This is a genomic window from Flammeovirga pectinis (genome assembly GCF_003970675.1).
Taxonomy (GTDB): Bacteria; Bacteroidota; Bacteroidia; order Cytophagales; family Flammeovirgaceae; genus Flammeovirga; species Flammeovirga pectinis.
Map to the genome: position 1 here is coordinate 4,618,193 of NZ_CP034562.1, position 18,825 is coordinate 4,637,017.

Annotated in this window: 15 protein-coding genes and 1 pseudogene; 6 read left to right on the forward strand and 10 right to left on the reverse strand. The window is 32.1% G+C overall.

What is annotated here, in order from left to right; all coding sequences use genetic code 11:
• Positions 1-12 precede the first annotated feature (12 nt).
• Positions 13-624 (forward strand): gliding motility lipoprotein GldD, encoded by a 612-nt coding sequence (gldD, locus tag EI427_RS18225; protein WP_126617452.1) that lies wholly within the window; start codon positions 13-15, stop codon positions 622-624.
• Here the strand turns inward: gldD and EI427_RS18230 are convergent.
• The gene (locus EI427_RS18230) at positions 621-1,016 is read right to left on the reverse strand and encodes a response regulator (RefSeq protein ID WP_126617454.1); all 396 of its coding nucleotides are present in this window, start codon (positions 1,014-1,016) and stop codon (positions 621-623) included. The genes gldD and EI427_RS18230 overlap by 4 nt on opposite strands.
• Positions 1,017-1,364: 348 nt before the next feature.
• Between EI427_RS18230 and EI427_RS18235 the strand changes: the two are divergent.
• A pseudogene (locus tag EI427_RS18235) lies at positions 1,365-1,984 on the forward strand (2-C-methyl-D-erythritol 4-phosphate cytidylyltransferase).
• Positions 1,985-2,080: 96 nt separating this feature from the next.
• On the opposite strand, the gene EI427_RS18240 reads toward EI427_RS18235, so the two are convergent.
• From EI427_RS18240 to EI427_RS18250, 3 genes are all read right to left on the reverse strand, one after another.
• Positions 2,081-2,302 carry a DUF2795 domain-containing protein gene (locus tag EI427_RS18240; protein WP_044211605.1) on the reverse strand — a complete coding sequence of 74 codons (222 nt, stop codon included), beginning with the start codon at positions 2,300-2,302 and terminating at the stop codon, positions 2,081-2,083.
• Positions 2,303-2,530: 228 nt separating this feature from the next.
• On the reverse strand, positions 2,531-3,178 hold the full coding sequence (locus tag EI427_RS18245) for a hypothetical protein (protein ID WP_126617456.1): 648 nt from the start codon (positions 3,176-3,178) through the stop codon (positions 2,531-2,533).
• A gap of 496 nt (positions 3,179-3,674) precedes the next feature.
• The gene (locus EI427_RS18250; RefSeq protein WP_126617458.1) at positions 3,675-6,305 is read right to left on the reverse strand and encodes an OmpA family protein; all 2,631 of its coding nucleotides are present in this window, start codon (positions 6,303-6,305) and stop codon (positions 3,675-3,677) included.
• 276 nt (positions 6,306-6,581) lie between these two features.
• Here EI427_RS18250 and EI427_RS18255 point away from each other — a divergent pair, with 276 nt between their 5' ends.
• The 3 genes from EI427_RS18255 to EI427_RS18265 all read left to right on the forward strand — a co-directional run bounded on the left by EI427_RS18255 (position 6,582) and on the right by EI427_RS18265 (position 11,003).
• Positions 6,582-6,920 carry a hypothetical protein gene (locus EI427_RS18255; RefSeq protein WP_126617460.1) on the forward strand — a complete coding sequence of 113 codons (339 nt, stop codon included), beginning with the start codon at positions 6,582-6,584 and terminating at the stop codon, positions 6,918-6,920.
• Positions 6,921-7,050: 130 nt separating this feature from the next.
• Positions 7,051-8,283: a nucleoside recognition domain-containing protein gene (locus tag EI427_RS18260; RefSeq protein WP_126617462.1), complete on the forward strand. Its 1,233-nt coding sequence runs from the start codon at positions 7,051-7,053 to the stop codon at positions 8,281-8,283.
• An 83-nt stretch (positions 8,284-8,366) separates the two neighbouring features.
• Positions 8,367-11,003, forward strand: coding sequence for a DUF5916 domain-containing protein (locus tag EI427_RS18265; protein WP_240655328.1), 2,637 nt, complete (start codon positions 8,367-8,369; stop codon positions 11,001-11,003).
• A 1-nt stretch (position 11,004) separates the two neighbouring features.
• Here EI427_RS18265 and EI427_RS18270 read toward each other — a convergent pair whose 3' ends face one another.
• From EI427_RS18270 to hslV, 6 genes are all read right to left on the reverse strand, one after another.
• Positions 11,005-11,829 carry an alpha/beta fold hydrolase gene (locus EI427_RS18270; RefSeq protein ID WP_126617464.1) on the reverse strand — a complete coding sequence of 275 codons (825 nt, stop codon included), beginning with the start codon at positions 11,827-11,829 and terminating at the stop codon, positions 11,005-11,007.
• 106 nt (positions 11,830-11,935) lie between these two features.
• Positions 11,936-12,511, reverse strand: coding sequence for a 50S ribosomal protein L25/general stress protein Ctc (locus EI427_RS18275; protein ID WP_126617466.1), 576 nt, complete (start codon positions 12,509-12,511; stop codon positions 11,936-11,938).
• A gap of 249 nt (positions 12,512-12,760) precedes the next feature.
• On the reverse strand, positions 12,761-13,684 hold the full coding sequence (locus EI427_RS18280) for a ribose-phosphate pyrophosphokinase (RefSeq protein ID WP_126617468.1): 924 nt from the start codon (positions 13,682-13,684) through the stop codon (positions 12,761-12,763).
• A 216-nt stretch (positions 13,685-13,900) separates the two neighbouring features.
• Positions 13,901-14,281 carry a hypothetical protein gene (locus EI427_RS18285; RefSeq protein WP_126617470.1) on the reverse strand — a complete coding sequence of 127 codons (381 nt, stop codon included), beginning with the start codon at positions 14,279-14,281 and terminating at the stop codon, positions 13,901-13,903.
• Between the two features lie 200 nt (positions 14,282-14,481).
• Entirely contained in the window at positions 14,482-15,375 is an 894-nt protein-coding gene (locus EI427_RS18290; protein WP_205727877.1) for a 1-aminocyclopropane-1-carboxylate deaminase/D-cysteine desulfhydrase, read from the reverse strand.
• 8 nt (positions 15,376-15,383) lie between these two features.
• A complete protein-coding gene (gene hslV, locus EI427_RS18295) occupies positions 15,384-15,929 on the reverse strand; it encodes an ATP-dependent protease subunit HslV (RefSeq protein ID WP_205727878.1) in 546 nt (181 codons plus the stop codon).
• Between the two features lie 234 nt (positions 15,930-16,163).
• Between hslV and EI427_RS18300 the strand changes: the two genes are divergently transcribed.
• Complete coding sequence (locus EI427_RS18300) at positions 16,164-18,758, forward strand: M1 family metallopeptidase (protein WP_126617474.1); 2,595 nt, start codon at positions 16,164-16,166, stop codon at positions 18,756-18,758.
• The last annotated feature ends 67 nt before the right edge of the window (positions 18,759-18,825 follow it).

Here is an 18,825-nt window from a genome sequence, read left to right on the forward strand (position 1 = left end):
AAATAGATATTAATGAAAACACTTTTTTATCTTTCAATACTTAACTGTATTATTTTTTCATTTACAAATTGTGGTAATCAAGAGGAAGAAGCCTACTTACCTAAACCTAGAGGTTTCCATAGATTAGAATTTCCACAGCATTTATACAACACAGATAAATTTGCTACTAAAGAATTTAAGGATTATCCTTATATTTTTGAAGTTGCTCAAAATGCGGAAATAATTCCTGACGAATCTTTTATGTCTGAACCGTATTGGGTAGAAGTACGCTACCCTCAATACAATGCTATTGTAGATATTTCTTATAAAGAATTACCAAACTTTAATTCTTTAGTTGGCTATATTAATACATCTAACACACTTACATTTAAACATAATGTAAAAGCTACTGCAATAGATGAATACGCAGCTAGAACTAAAAATGGATATTCTGCAGTAATGTATGAGATTGAAGGAGACGTACCTAGTCAATTTCAATTCTTTGTAACAGACTCTACAAAACACTTTTTTAGAGCTGCCTTATATTTCCCAACATCATCTCAGAACGACTCTTTAGCACCTATTATAGAGTTTGTAAAAGAAGATATGTTACACATGATGAACTCACTTGATTGGAGGGACTAATTATATTCTTTTTCAATTAAAAAACATGCTACCTGCAATGTCTTTTGTAGGTACTTTAGACAGGCATCACTTTTAACGATATAATTAAAAATCCCGATATCTTGTAAGTCTGCAATCATCTGTACATCTTCTTGAGCCGACATTACAATTAATTTTGTTTGTGTATTCTGTTCTTTCAGAATTTTTATTATTTCCTTACCATGAATATCAGGTAAGATTAAATCTGTTACAACAATATCAGAAGGGTCTTCTTTAAACTGATGAATTAAAGAGTTTCCATCTTTAAAAAACTTAGCTTCAACATTTTGTACTTGTTGTAAAGCTAGCTTCATTAACATCATTTCTGTAGGATTATCTTCTACAAAATATACTTTAAATTTTCTTGGGTTCATGCGTTAGAAAATAGAGGTCATAGCCTTGGTGAAAAATCTTCTTTACTACTATATAAAAAAGTAAAGAATGGAGTATATTTAAATGCTTGATCAATTTTTAAAGAGAGTCTTTCAAAATACTTTTCATATAAATAGGTTTATATAAACTCTCTTATATTTAGATCAATTACCTCTATTAATATACAAAAAATGAAAGATAGAATAATTATAACACATCGTTAAGGTTATGTATTCTTTATTGATTTCTTTTTATTCAAAAGGAAATACAACTTTTTTTGTACTATCAATCAAAGAAAAAAGAAAATGAAAAAATATAGTATTATCGTAGCAGGTGGAAAAGGAACCAGAATGCAGAGTTCTACACCTAAACAGTTTTTGATAGTTAATGGTCTCCCTATCTTAATGCATACGATTAATAAATTTTTTACTGCTGAAAGTGATAATCAAATTATTTTAGCGTTACCAAAAGATCAAATTGGTACTTGGAAATCATTAGTTAAAGAATATAACTTTTCAACACCACATCAAGTGATTACAGGGGGGACACTCGCTTCCAATCTGTAGATAATGCAATACAATACATTCCAAACCAAGAATGTCTTATCGCCATACATGATGGTGTACGTCCATTAGTTGCTACAAGTGTTATTCAACGTAGTTTTAAAGAAGCACTAGAGCATGGCTCTGCAATTCCTACAGTTGCGGTGAAAGAATCTATTAGAGAAATTACAGCAGAAGGAAACACAGCTAAAAATAGAGATGAATTTGTATTAGTACAAACTCCTCAAACTTTTAGATCTGATGTACTTTTCCCTGCCTTTGAAAATGCATACAATACTTCTTTTACAGACGATGCTAGTGTTGCAGAATTTGCAGGTTTTAAAATGCATTTATTCGAAGGCAACAACGAAAACATTAAAATTACTACTCCAGAAGATTTAAAAATAGGGGCTACTTTACTAGCTTAAGAAAGTAGTAATTGTAACACATAATATTTATTAAAAATAAAAAAGTGCATTATTCTGAATCGAATAATGCACTTTTTTATTTCACTATTTTTAGAATTAATATTCGTCTTCGTTAAAGAAGAAATCATCCTTAGTAGGATAATCAGGCCATATCTCTTCGATACTTTCGTAAGGTTCGCCGTCGTCTTCTAATTCTTGAAGGTTTTCAATTACTTCAACAGGAGCACCTGTACGATCAGAGTAATCAATTAGCTCATCTTTTGTTGCAGGCCAAGGCGCATCTTCTAAATAAGATGCTAGTTCTAATGTCCAGTACATATTTATATTTGTTTATTTATCTATATTTTATAATAAATCACACTCTAATCGTTGCAGCTATTCTGGATTATTGAATAGTTTATTTTTTAGAGACTATTTGATTTCTCGCGAAAATACATGAATTTTTGAATATGTCAATAGTAATAACCAAAGATTCTATTCTTATATGAAGATAAATCTTTAATTAAATACTCAAAAACCATATAAATAGTTTCAAACCTAATTGCTTTAATTTGCAAATACGATTCTAGATTTATAAATCCCGTTCAAATCACACCCCTTAATTTCTAAAGGAACAAATCCAGAACCTACCTTTCTAAAGTGCTTTTTACGCCACGAGCCATCAGATTTTTGTAAATACATTGTTACTTCAACTTTCTCTCCTTTAGGCGTAAATACTTCTGCTTGTTTAAAGTAAGTTCCTGTAATATCTCCTTCACATTCTTTAAATGGAAATTTTTCTGTTACTCTAAATTTCGGGTTGTTACCCAAACTCTCGTGTTTTTCTTGTACTTGAGTAATACTAGGCATTCTCTTCGCATTATTGTAAGAGTAATCTGCCATTGCGTAGTAATTACCTGTAAAATTACATGATGAAACATCTAATTTGACAACACCTCCGCCCTTTCTCTTAAACATTTGTTTAGACCAAGTACCATCATAATTCTGTAGGTAGATATACACATCTACATACTCACTTGAATTTGCAGACCTAACAATACCTTCTATTAAGTGTAAACCTCCTAAAGGACAGGCCTTGGGTACTCCTTGCTTTATAATTGTAAATGTAGGTCTATCTTCTTCCAATATATTGGCATCAAAGATATTTAGTGAAAAAATAATGAATATTGAAAGAGAATATATAATAGTCTGCATGATTAAAATTCAATGTTTTGAGCTAACTAATACTCAAGTTACTCTAATTAGTAGTATAGTAATATAGTTCTAAAACTCTATACTAATATATAACTAATTGCTTCCACTTCAAAAATTATACTTACTTCACTAAAATCAATAAATTAATGTAGAAATAGATAAAAATTTATAAAGTAGTATTTCTGATCAATAAAAAAATACATATTTAATTATTTAATAATCAATCACTTGAGTTTAAATTGTAAATGAATGTTATTAAAAATTAAGGTTTTATTTGCTTTTTTTAACTAAATAAGTTTAAATTTACAGTGTTATCAACATAAAGAAAAGAATTTTTATTACTACTTATTTACTTTACATACTGTCGTAAGTGTTTAATTAATAAATACTTACAAATTGTTTGTTCAACCTATTACGCTATTACTCATAGCTACTTTTTACTATGAAATTTGCTACTATTTACACCTATTAAGAAGACACCTTGAGTGTCTTTTTTTTATTGTAAAATTGTAAATACAACTCTTCTGTTTTCTTGACGGCCATGATTTGTTTTATTTGAATCTAAAGGTCTTTCTTCACCAAACCCGTAGGCATCTAATCTTGTTTTGTCTACACCCTTTAAAACCAAATAGTCTTTAACTGCCGCTGCTCTATCTTTAGATAGTTGAATATTGTACTCTTTTGTATTAATATTATCAGTATGTCCTTCGATAATAAGAATCCATAAATCATTTCTTAAAAGTGCTGCAGCTAATCTATTTAAATCAAATTCAGATTCTTCTCTAATTTCTGAAGAACTTGAATCAAAATTTAAACTTGTCATTATAAAACTAGCATCTTCAGCATCATCTGTAAGACTAACTGTTTCCATTGGGGTTAATTGAATATTATGATCAGGGTCTGACCCGTCATCAATTTTTATACTGCTACCAATAAAATCTTCATCATCTACATAAACAATATAATCTTCATCAGGTGGTAATGCTACTTGAAAATCTCCTGTTTCTGATGTTGTTTTTGTTTCAATATCTTTTCCATCAACAGTTTGAATTCTTATTCTCACTTTAGATAAACCTTCACCACTTGGGTCTATTACTTTACCATGTGCAAAAGTTAACGGTAGAGGCCTATACTTCTTTGGGATATCTATTTCATAAATATCATCACGCCCATAGTTTTTATTCCCTTCTGATGACACTACTAATGCTTTCTTACCCATAGATGTTAGGTAAAAGGCGTCATCTTCAACACCATTAATAGAAACACCTAAATTAACAGGCTCACTCCATTCCGTCCATGAATTTGGGTTTAGTCTTTTAGACATAAAGATATCATAACCTCCAAAACCTGCATGTCCATCTGAACAAAAATATAATGTCTCTTTATCTGGATGTAAGTATGGATTTTTCTCAGCAAAAGGAGTATTGATAACATCACCTAAATTTATAGGTTCTTTCCATGTTCCATTTTCATTTTTTTCGCATACATAAAGGTCCGTATTAAACTCCCCTGCACCATGAAAATATAAACCATCATCTGGGTAGTTTGGGTTGTACTCGCCTATAGCTCCTGGTCTATCAGAAGTAAAAAAAGCCACATCTCCATCTAAACTCATACTTAAACCTGCTTCGTAATAAGGAGTATTTATAGGGTAAGTGAAAACATTTACAGCCGACCAGTTACCATCCTTCATTTTTTTAGCATAGTAAAAATCTCCTTTACCTAATCTTGTTTCTGTTGCTCGAACATAAGAAAATCGTCTTATCTTACTGTAATTTCCATATAAAAATAACGTTTGTCCGTCACCACTAATACCTACGGGTACTTCATGTGATTCTGTATTAACTTCTACAACCTCTTCTGCTTGTCCCCACTCACCATAAGGGTTCTTTTTAGAGAGATACACATCTTCACCGGATTTAGCTGTTTTTCTAGCAAAATAAAGGTATTGTTCGTCTAATGATATAACAGGTTGATAATCTCTAGTGATAGAATTTATACTAGGACCTATATTTATGAGTGATCTAGCCGCTTCTGCTTCTGATAAAGCTTCTAAAATATGATTAAAGTTTTTCTCTTTATCTGGAAATAAAGGAGCATATGATTTATAAATCCTTGTTACTTCATCTAGATCAAAATCTAGAAATGCTCGATTAGATACTTTCTGAACAGCAATAAAAGCAATATCCATAGGAGCCATACTTTTAATAAACCTGTCGTAATAGGCTACATCAGCATCACCACAACCTCTATCATGAATATTTAACTGACACAGAGCCTCAATAATACTCATGCTCTCACTTTCAGAGAACTTCTTTAAACGTTTATAACCATCTGCCTTATACATATTATGACTAGTAAAGCCATATTCTTTTCCATAGAATAATGGAACAATATTTTTCAATTCTTCAGATGAATAAAGGTCTATAATTTCTTTACAGAACCTTTCATACATATGCCCAGATCTATTTCCATATTGCCTTAAAGTAGTATTACTCAGATACTCTTTTAGTACACCTTTTCTAATTTCATTTACTTTTGTATTGTAAGGTGATTTAGGGTAATCAATTAAATAGTCACCACATTGTTCAATAAAGATTTCTCGAAGGGCCATTAATGTATCACCTTCCATTATTCTATTATAAACTTCTGTTCTGTACAACTGGTTAGTTGGCCTTCTATAAGGAGCTTGATTTAGATAGGTAAAGGCTTGTTGCTGAATCCTTGCACTTAGAAAACCCGTTACTTCGTCGCTTGCAACAGATAAAGATTGACGAATTACTTTTTTCTCTTCTTCCGAGAGTTTATCATAGCTTTCAGAAGCAAGGAGAGACCATTTATATGCTTCTCGCAAATCATTGAAATAAGGTTCCATATTCTTAAATCGAATAATAACCATTTCATTTTTACGCTGTTGATCTACTTTTTCAAACAATTGATGTGCAAGAGCAAATTGAGATAAAGCTGATTTAGGATTTTCTTCTAAAGAAGCTCTAAAAGTTTCAATAGAACCTATTACATCTCCATCAAAGATTTGTTTAATACCTTTTTGTTCCTGTTCTGATTGGGCAAAAGCTATAACTGGAAAGCAAAAAATTAATAATGTGTACAATAGTCTTCTTAGCATATTTAACTTAAAAATATCGAATATTATTTAAACATTAACGTTACAATTACACTTAAATTGAATTTATCTAAGATATTAAATTCAAATATTGTACTATTCTTATTTTTTTAATAAAAATTTAAACAATTCATTAGTTTTTTGATTAAATTAAGAAATAAATACTACAATCTAGATTTAATACTTTTTAATCGGGTTTTTCGACTACTTTTTAATTATCGTCTACAATTTTTAGAATAACCCGAATTTACTACCAGCTTAATATAAAAGAATAGAGTTATGAGAACACTAACATTAATTGCAGTAGTAGGAATATTAATTCCTTCTTTACTTTCGTTATTCCAACACAGTTCAAAACTTCCACTTTTGGAAAGAGTAATTAATTCTTTGGCTAAAATGGTCAAATTATCTCTTGTCTTAGGTTTTGCTTTTGGAGCTGTCGGTTTTGGAGCCGCATTTATTTATTACGTATCTCCATATCTTGGCTTATCAGTCGATACGGAGACAATTGAAATTTCGAGTATGGCGTTAAGATATTATGCTTTAATTGGCGTGGTTCTTCCTGTTACAGGAATTCTTATTGGTACTACGTTAACTAGGCAACAAGAAATATCTTAAGGTAAATCTTGATCACTTAAAAAAAGTCTCTTTATTTCACGTAAATAAAGAGGCTTTTTTTTATTTCAATACTTTACTTCGCTCATCCTAGCTATATTTGTTTAAAATATACACTTCATAGACCTATTTCATGGCATTAAATTACATTTGGATATTTTTTATACTTGGAGCTTTTGTTGTAGCACTCTGCAAATGGGTGTTTCTAGGTGATGCTTCTACATTTGCTGCTATTATTGAAAGTACTTTCAGTATGTCCAAAACAGCTTTTGATATATCAATCGGCCTAACAGGTACTCTTGCCTTATGGATGGGACTAATGGGTGTTGGAGAAAAAGGTGGCGCTGTAAATATAATGGCAAAACTTGTTGGTCCATTCTTTTCAAGAATTTTTCCTGATGTACCCAAAGATCATCCAGCAATTTCATCTATGATGATGAATTTCTCTGCAAATATGCTTGGTTTAGATAATGCAGCTACTCCTTTAGGATTAAAAGCTATGAAAGAACTTCAAGAAATTAACCCTAAAAAAGATACAGCTTCTAACCCTATGATTATGTTCTTAGTATTGAACACATCAGGGTTAACTTTAATACCAATTACAGTTATGATGTATAGGTCACAATTGGGAGCTGCTACACCAACAGATGTCTTTATACCAATATTATTAACCACGAGTATATCTTCTTTAGCTGGTCTATTGATCGTTTCAATTTATCAAAAAATAAATTTATTCGACAAAGTAATTTTAGCTTATATAGGAGGTTTAGTTGCTCTTATAGCTGGTACTATTACACTATTTTATAATTTATCAAGCGAGCAAGCCAATACTGTATCTTCTATTGCAGGTAACTTTATTCTACTTTTCATTATCACTTCATTTGTAGGTTTAGCAGCCTATAAAAAAATAAATGCCTACGATGCTTTTATTGAAGGAGCAAAAGAAGGTTTTAAAACTGCAGTTACTATTATTCCTTATCTAGTGGCCATTTTAGTTGCTATTGGAATGTTTAGATCATCTGGAGCTTTAGATTATATTATGGATGGTTTAAAATGGGTAATTACTACTGGTTTTGGTATTAATGCTGAGTTTGTAGATGCTCTCCCTGTAGCTTTTATGAAGCCATTAAGTGGTAGTGGTGCTAGAGGAATTATGTTAGATATTATGAATTCGGAAGGTGTTGACTCTTTTGCAGGTAAACTTTCTTCTATGATGCAAGGTGCTACAGACACAACTTTCTATATTATTGCAGTATACTTTGGCTCTGTCAATGTAAGAAAAACTAGGTATGCAATCACTTGTGGTTTATTTGCTGATTTTGCAGGAGTTATCGCAGCAATTTTCTTAGCATATCTTTTCTTCTAATTAATTTTATTATCACATAGCAATGCTTAGATTTACTACCTAGACATACACTTTACTTATACTACCATATTCAATTTACTTCATTGAAACTTCTACTACTCTTCATTACACTACTATCTTGTGCCATAGGTTCTCATCTATTTGCACAAAATAAATCTCACCGAAACTATACCACTAATAGTTTAGGAGGTAAATCTATTACTATAGATGGTAAATTTGACGACCCTGCTTGGGATGCAATTGAATGGGCTGATGATTTTACACAAAGAACGCCTATAGATGGAGCAGCTCCTTCTCAGAAAACCGCTTTTAAAGTACTATACGATACCAAATATATTTATTTCGCAATTAAAGCTTTTGATTCATCTCCTGATAGTATAGTCAAAAGAATGTCTCGAAGAGATGGTTTTGAAGGAGACTTTGTAGAAGTAAATATTGATTCCTATCACGATAAAACCAATGCTTTTTCTTTTACAGTAAGTGTATCTGGAGTAATTGGAGATGAAGCAATCAGTAATAATGGTAGAAATTGGGACTCTAACTGGGACCCAATTTGGTGGACAAAAACATCTATTGATGAAGAGGGATGGAATGCTGAAATTCGTATTCCTTTGTCTCAGCTTCGTTTTGCTAAATCAGACAATATGACTTGGGGATTACAGGTTACAAGAAGATTGTTTAGAAAAGAAGAACGTTCTTATTGGCAGTATATCCCAAAAGATTCTCCCGGTTGGGTTTTCTTATTTGGAGAGCTTCATGGTTTACAAGGTATTAAACCTCAAAAACAATTAGAGATAGCCCCATATGTTTTAGGGAGAAATGATAGAGCCCCAAAAGAAGATGGCAACCCTTACAAAACAGGTTCTGAATATAGTGCAAATGTTGGTGTAGATGGTAAAATTGGTATTACGAGTGATATTACTTTTGACTTTACAGTTAATCCCGATTTTGGTCAGGTAGAAGCAGACCCTTCACAACTTAACCTATCGACATTCGAAATATATCTGAGAGAGAGACGGCCATTCTTTATTGAAGGTAGGAATACGCTATCTTTTGATGGTACAAAATCTAATGCAGGTGGTAGCTTTTCTAGAGATAACCTTATTTACACAAGGAGAATTGGTAAAAAACCTAGTTATGAACCAGATGTGGAAGATGGCCAGTACTTAGATCAGCCTAAAGTTGTTCCTATTATTGGAGCTTACAAGCTAACGGGAAAGAATAAAAAAGGATTTGCTTTTGGTGTAATGCAAAATTTCACTGCAGAAACAAAAGCTGAAATTGATACAAAAGGTGTAAAATCAAATCAAATAGTAGAACCTTTTACAAGTTATTTAGCTGCAAGAGCTACTCAAGATATCAACGAAGGTAATTCTGTAATTGGTGCTGCATTTACAGCTACAAATAGAAATATCACTTCAGATAATCTTAATTTCCTACATAAAAATGCATATTCGGGTGGGGTTGACTTCTTACATCAATGGGATGACAGGTCTTATTATCTTCAAGGAAACATAATGGTAAGTCATATTGAAGGTAGTACAGAATCGATTACATCAACGCAAGAATCTGGTCGACATTTCTTTCAAAGACCAGATGCAAATTATGTTTCTGTTGATACAACCGCTACACAAATGACGGGAACTGGAGGATATTTAAAATTTGGTAGAGGAGGTGGAAGTCCTTGGCAATATGAAGTTGGTACTACTTGGAGATCTCCCAATTTTGAAATTAATGATATTGGCTTTTTAAATCATTCAGATCTAATTGATCAATGGGCAAGGGTTGGTTTTCAAACACTCCAACCCGTAGGCGTATTTAGAAATATAAATGCTGACCTTAGAGAATATATGTATTTTGATTATGGTGGAAATAATACCTATTTCGGAATACATGGACGTTTAGTACTAGAATTTAATAATTTCTGGGAATTTGCTACAGGCGGTTCAGCTCAAATAAAACGTTTAGATAATTTTATGCTGAGAGGAGGCCCTGCCTTTTTAAAACCAAGTAAAGAAGAAGTCTGGTATAATATAGAAAGTGATGATAGGAAGAAAATCTCTTTCAATTTTGGGAATGAGTTTGCCTTTACACACAATAATGCTGGTTTTAATGCAGACGCTTGGGTTGGTGTAAACTACAGACCAATAAACGCTATTGAACTTCAATTATCCCCTTTTATCTCTTACAATAGAGATAATATCCAATACGTAACTACAGAACAAAATAATGCAGGTAGCAATTATATTCTTTCAAGGTTAGAGCAACATACATTTGGTTTAACAATACGGGGCAACTTAATTATAAGACCAAACTTATCTCTTCAATATTATGCTCAACCTTTTGCTTCTAGAGGAGACTATCATGATTTTAAAAGAGTAGAAACACCAAAGGCTAGTAATTATTCAGACCGATTCCATCAATTTTCATCAGATGAAATCACTTACAATAATACATCAGAACAGTATACTGTAATTAACCAAGATGGAAATTATACTTTTGACAAGCCCGATTTTGATGTAATAGATTTTAATTCTAACCTCGTACTAAGATGGGAATATATACCAGGATGTACTTTTTTTGCTGTATGGTCTCAGGGAAGAGGAGATATTATCGAACCGTTTAGAGAGTTCTCTTTTTCTGAAATTGTAAGTAATATAGCAGACTCACCCTCTGAAGATGTCTTTATTATGAAATTAACTTACCGTTTTAGAAAGTAATTTATTGATGATCTTCCATCATTATATCACATAAATCCTCATCTATTAAAAGGTGGCCTTTTGGTAAAGTAAAGAAACGTACGTTATCTAATTGTTTTGAAAATTTAATAGCCCCATCGAGAAGTATCACCTCATCTCTCTCCCCAAAATACATATCCACTGGTATTTTTTTCTGATTGATTTTAGAAGCGACTTCCTTTAAATCAGGTTGCATATACCTTGATGAAGTTGCTGTTCCAAAAAATCGTCTCCGTTGCTCTTTTGTCTCAAAATGATTCATAAAGAAATCATACAAGAATTTAGAAAGCCAACCTCTTTTATAAATCCAACCAACTAGTTTAAACATTGCTTTAGGAAAACGCATTAATAGCATCATAGATTCTAAATACCATCTTGGTAATTTAGAAACATCGTATAAAATATGTGTTTTTAAACCATCTGAAGCACATAAAACTAACCTATCAATTTTATCACTAAAGTATTTTTGTACGCAATACATAGTGATTTTACCTCCCATACTGTACCCTAAAATAGAAAACCGTTCTTGCTTAAATTCTACTAATATCGCATCTATAATACTCTTTATATTCCGAGAAGAATAATAGGAGGGAGTCCACTTTGTTTTACCATGAAAAGGAAGAGAAAAAGCAACAATGGTATATTCTTTTTCCCACGCAGGAGCAATATGTCTAAATAAATTAACACTGTCTCCAAAACCATGGATACAAATTAATAGTTTAGGACCATCACCAAATTGCAAGCATTCTACCTTTCCTTGCTCTAAGGTTAAAAAAAATGATTTAGGAAGTGTTGAGTTGGTAAGCATGAGTATAATGACTATTTATTCATTCACATTATACAATAAAAAATTGAGACAAAAAAAGAGGTACAGTATTTCTACCGCACCTCTCTTTTTTATATTAAGCTGCTGATTACTCTGCTGCTGCGTCCATAGCTGAACGTAAAGCTCTTGGAATAGTAACTGATGCAACTGTAACTGAGTCGTTATAAAGGATCTCGTAGTTATCAGGCTTGATAGCACCAACACGTACCGACTTACCAAGTTCCATACCTTCGATAGATACTTCAACGTTTTCTGGCATGTTAGCAGGAAGTGCTTTTACTTTAATCTTTCTGATTTTAGCAACTAGTTTACCACCTTGTTGGATACCAGGAGATTTACCAGAGAAAGATAAAGGAACGTCCATTTTGATAGGAGTATCTTCTTTCAATTCTAAGAAGTCTGCGTGAAGCAATACTTCAGAGATTGGGTGAAGTTGGTAATCTTGAAGGATAGCCGTTTTCTCAACACCTTCGATGTTGATTTTTACGAAACATACTTCAGGAGTATAAATGATGTCTTTGAACAAGTACATTGGTACAGCAAAGTGGATAGGCTCTTCGCCACCATATACTACACATGGAGAAAGACCTTCATTTCTTAAATCTTTAGAGCTTTTTTTACCTAAAGACTCACGCTTGTAACCAACGATTTCAACTATTTTCATCTGATTTTTTATTATAAAAGTAAAACATGTATTAACGCTTTGGTACTTGATCTTCCTTTACCCGAAAGTAGGATCCCATCCCAAAACATGCTTAACAAAGATTTCCTTAGAGGGAAATCAGCGTGCAAAGGTACATATATTATTTTATAAAATGAAATATCTGTTTAACCTTATTAGCACAAAAAAGGCTATTTACCAACAAGTTATGATGATAAATAGCCTTATATAAAAAATTCTCGACTTATCTTATTAGATAAATAGAGAACTAATTGATTCGTGATCTTGAATCTTTCTAATTGCTTTAGCAAATAACTCTGCTACAGAAAGAACATGAATTTTTTCCCTGTTCTCTACCTGTAACGTATCTGTTACTACTAATTCTTCTAATACAGAAGCAGCTACTCTATCGTATGCAGGGCCAGAAAGTACACCGTGTGTACAAATTGCTCTTACAGACTTAGCACCTTTTTCCATAATAATCTCTGCAGCATTACACAAAGTTCCAGCAGTATCTGCAAGGTCATCAATAAGAATTACGTTCTTATCTTTAACATCACCAATAACTTGCATAGAGGCAACTTCATTAGCTCTTTCGCGATGCTTATCACACATTACGATGTCTGCTTTAAAGTGCTTTGCATAAGATCTTGCTCTTTTTGCACCCCCAACATCAGGAGAAGCAAAAGTAAGGTTATCTAAACCTAAGCTCTCAATGTAAGGAACAAAAATTGGTGAACTTTGAAGGTGAACAACTGGGATATCGAAGAAACCTTGAATTTGATCTGCATGAAGTTCACATGTTACAACACGTGTTGCTCCAGCTGCAGTTAAAAGGTTTGCAATCAATTTTGCTCCAATTCCCACTCTAGGCTTGTCTTTTCTATCTTGACGTGCATATCCGAAATATGGTAGTAAGACAGTAACAGTTTGTGCCGATGCTCTTTTAGCAGCATCAATCAACAACAATAATTCTAATAAATTATCTGCTGGTGGACAAGTAGATTGGATGATAAATACATCACAGCCTCTAACAGACTCGTTGAAGTGAGTAGAGATTTCTCCGTCACTAAAACGTTGAAGAACTACATCTCCTAAAGATTTACCGTAAGAGTGTGCAATTTTGCTAGCGAGATATTCTGTTCCCGAAGCTGAAAAGATTTTAACTGAAGACATCAGTAATTTTTTTTTGGTACGCTATAATTCCAAAACCATTGGATGATTCTGTTTAGGTTTGCCTATCACTTATAATAAGTTTATGCATTCTTAAACAATCACCGCTGCAAATTTATAAGAATCAGTTATATGTTATGCTATTCATTAAAAAGAATTTAAATAAAAAAGGTAATCTTTTGCAAGACTACCTTAAAACGTATTAATATTCTGTATTTTCTACTCTCGCATTACATAGTAATAAATTCCTTCGTTGTTCATTAAGAGATCTGCCTTCTGTGCAATCTGATCTAAATCAACATCATGTACATCTCCATTATGGTAATGAATTAGTCGAAAATCTTCTGCACTATATACATATACCTCGGATACTTTTACTATTTCTTCTTGCAACGCTACATTTTCGTGATTTTCTAATCCCCAATTTAATTCATGTAGTGTTACTTCTAAACTTGATAAATAATGTGGCCCTAACTTTTCTAAAGCTGTGAACTCATCTTGTGAGTATTCTTGTTCAGAAATTTTTTGAATCTCTTCTGTTTGAGCCAATAATGATAAACTACAAAAGAGGATAACTAATAGAAGTGATAATCGTTTCATGACGTTTATGGTTTTTGAGTTATTACTATATAAACGCTTAAAAGAGTATTTTAAGTTTCAATTTTGATTTTACTAGACGTAAGTTTTTTACTTTTATCTAATAACTTTAAAATATGTTAATTATTAATCAAAGTCAATTATTAATTGTATTTAAAACACTTAATTGATGATAATCACCAAAATTAGCTTCTAAATTCTATTTATCTATTAATTTGTAACCCTCCAGAGTGTAAAGCGACTATAACACTATCTCTTTTAAAAAAACCTTTTTTAATTAGGTCAATTACTCCGTACATCATTTTACCTGTATAAATCCGCTCTAACTCAATGTTATGTTTTTCTTTAAAATTTTCCATAAATGCTAATAATTCTGGTTTCTTTTTAGCATATCCTCCAAAATGATAAGAAGTATTTAAAGACCAATTAGTATTTATATTTTCTGAAGATGATAAGAACTCATTAATATCATCATATAAAAATTCACCTCCTTTTAAAGCAGGAAACCCTATAATCTCAGTAGTAGTATCAATAGAATTGATTAATCCCGCCAAAGTACCACCTGTTCCACAAGCTGCACATACATAATCAACTTTTTGATCAAAGCTATTGATCTCTTCACCTAATTCTGCAACTCCTTCTAAAGCCAACTGATTAGACCCTCCCATTGGAGCCATATAAAAATCGCCAAATTGCTCTCTCAATTTTGGTATTGCTGCTTTATAATCTCTAAATGATGTACGGTCTAGATAAGTAAGTTCCATACCCTGAGAGGTAGCAAAACTCAATGTTTTATTTAAAGGAAGATGTTCTTCACCTCTAATAACACCTATTGTTTTCATACCATATAACTTCCCTGCAGCTGCAAAGGCATGAATATGATTAGAATATGCTCCTCCAAAAGTTAGTAATGTTGAATACCCTTCTTCTTTTGCTTTTAAAAGGTTGTATTTTAATTTTCTCCATTTATTTCCTGAAACCTCCGGATGTGTTAAATCATCTCTTTTTACAAAAAAACGGACCCCATTCTGTTCTAGAATAGGGTCCTTAATTTCTTGCATTGGAGTATTTTCAGAGGGTTGCTCTAAATAGTCCATATTTTGAGTTATTCTTTTACTGTTTCAATAACAAAGTTATGGTTAGTATAGATACAGATATCTGCAGCAATATCTAAACCTTCTCTTACCATATCTTCTGCTGTCATATCTGGTGCATGTTTTTTTAATGCTAAAGCAGCAGATTGTGCATACATACTACCAGAACCGATAGCTGCAATATCATGATCTGGCTCTATTACATCACCAGTACCAGAAATAATCAATACGTCTTCTTTATCTGCAACAATCATCATTGCTTCTAACTTTCTTAAATAACGGTCTGTACGCCAATCTTTTGCTAACTCAATAGCAGCACGTTTCATGTTACCCTCACCAAAAGCATTTAATTTTTCCTGAAAACGTTCCATTAAAGTAAATGCATCTGCAGTAGAACCAGCAAAACCACAAAGAATTTTACCTTCCATTAAAGTTCTTACTTTTTTTACATTACTTTTTGCAACTGTATTTCCAAATGTTGCTTGTCCATCGGCACCTAATGCCACTTGACCGTTTTTCTTAACGGCAAGGACGGTTGTTGATCTAATTTTTTCCATAATATTTTTTTATGATAGCGTTTCAATAAACGACCCACCCGGAAAATCATCGCCAAATTGTCAGTTTATAAGATTTTTTAGCCTTCAATTTTTCAAAAATCGTATGATTTCTACCTAATTTGTCATATTCTACATTAATATCCTTAATACTCTCGATTTTCTGAAGTATTTTCAATGTAGATTATTAAAATAATTCATTTAACTAGAGAATTTTTTCAATTGACCAATTTTTATATGATTTCAAATTATAAACATGCCATCTTTTGTGCTCTCCTTTTAGGTAGTTCTTTAAATGCCTGTAAAACGGTTAAACCTGCTGCTTCCGACCAAGCCGCAATTACAGAAACACCTGATACACCTATTACACCAGAGGTATTACCAGAAGATGATACCACTCAACCAGATTGGATTTCTAAAGGTGGTCCTTATCAAGCTGCATATGATCGTTCTTTTAATTTACTACATACACAATTAAAAGTTAGCTTCGATTGGGAAAAGCAACACATGAGTGGTGATGCAATATTGACTTTACAGCCACATTTCTATTCTCAAAAGGATGTTATTTTAGATGCAAAAAACTTTGATATTCATAAAGTTGAACTAGTTGATAAAAATCAAAAAGTTATTAAGAGTCTCGATTTTACTTATGATAGTTTACAAATTACTATAGCATTAGATAAATCTTATTCAAGAAGTGATGTATGCTCAATTCATATTTCATATACTGCTAAACCAAATGAAAGAGAAATTCATGGGAGCGAGGCCATCACATCAGACAAAGGCCTTTATTTTATCAATCCTTTAGGTGATGAAATAGGAAAACCACAACAAATTTGGACACAAGGTGAAACTGCAGCAAACTCTTGTTGGTTTCCAACTTTTGATCATCCAAATGTAAAAATGAAACAAGATATATTTATCACTGTAAATAATAAATATGTTACGTTATCGAATGGTAAGCTAGTTTCTCAACAAAAAAATAGTGATGGTACACGTACTGATCATTGGAAACAAGAATTACCACATTCTGTTTATCTAACAATGATGACTGTTGGCGATTTTGCGATTGTAAAAGATGAATGGAGAGGTAAGGAAGTCAGTTATTATGTTGAGCCTGCATTTAAACAATATGCTCGAACAATTTTTGGTAATACACCAGAGATGTTAGAGTTTTTCTCTGAGAGGTTTAATTATGATTACCCTTGGGCTAAATACTCTCAGGTTATAATTAGAGATTTTGTATCGGGGGCAATGGAAAACACTACAGCTTCTACATTTATGGAGTCTGTACAAGTAGATGATAGAGAAAAGCTAGATCAAGATTGGGACTTTATTGTTGCTCACGAACTTTTTCACCATTGGTTTGGAGATTTAGTAACTTCAGAATCATGGTCTAATTTACCACTTAACGAATCTTGGGCAAACTATTCTGAATACCTTTGGAGAGAACATAAAATAAGTAAAGAAGAGGCTGATTATGCTTTACAATCAGAACTAGATAGTTATTTAGCAGAATCAGAAACTAAACAAGAACCTTTAATTCGCTACCATTATCAAAATAAAGAAGATATGTTTGATAGCCATTCTTATGCAAAAGGTGGTTATACTTTAAATTTACTTCGTCATACTATTGGTGATGATGCATTTTTTGAAGGTGCTTCTTTATACTTAAAAGAAAATGCTTTTAAAGCTGCAGAAATTGCTCATTTAAGGTTAGCATTTGAAGAAGTGACAGGCCAAGATCTAAATTGGTTCTTTAATCAATGGTTTATGGAAGCTGGTCATCCTGATCTATTTATTAAAGATTCTTTTAGTAATGGTAAAGTAAAATTACTTGTTCAACAACGTCAAGATCCAGAATATACTCCTATCTATAAAATTCCGACAACAATAGAATTTTGGTGGAAAGATGGACATTCAGAGAAAAGACAAATCACTGTAAAAGAAGCTAATGAAACATTCTCTTTTGCATTTGAGGAAAAACCAAGCTTAATTATTTTTGATACTGAGCATATTATACCTGCTGTAATTACGCATTCAAAAAATACTGAAGCTTATTTACAACAAGCTAAAGTAGCTACTAATATTATGCATAGGGTAGAAGCTGTGCTACAATTAGGAGATATGATTACAGCAGACCCTTCTTTAATAACAGTATTGAATACTTATTTAAAAGATCCATTTTGGGGTATAAGAGAAACTACTGCTTCAATTTTTGAAGGTTATAAAGGTACTGGAGATCTCAACCCAACAATTGCAATACTTCGCAGTCTTGTTAAAACTGATCCAAAATCTACAGTTAGAGCAACTGCGTTAAGCACATTAAGTTCAATTGATGAGAACTTCTTACCTATAGCACAACAGGCTTTAAACGATAGTTCTTATATGGTTATTGCAACTTCTTTATATGCTACATCTGCAATTGAAGGTCCTAGTATTGTTCCAACTTTAGAGAGGTTTGCTGATGCAAGAAACCCTAATATTGTATTTGTATCTTCTATGATTTATGCTGAGTTAGGTACTGAAGGTAAATTACCTTGGTACGATGCTAAATTAGCAGAAATGAATGATCAGTATAGACAGTATATGTTTAGAACAATGACGGGTTATATTCTTTCTTTACAAAAAGAAGAAGAGAAAGAAAAAGCAGTTGATATAGTCTTAAAATATGCTCAAAATAGTGGGAGTAGTACACAAACTAAAATTGCTGCTTACCAAGCTTTAAGTCCTCTATTAGAAGATGAAACTCTGAAAGAAAAAATAGAAGAAACCTTAAATAAAGAAGCTGACAAAAATGTTATTGATGCATTAAAGCAGCAAGGTTATTAAGTAATTGAAAGATTTTAATTAATCGACTACTTAATTTTTATTGAAAAATTATTTCAGCAATAAGGGC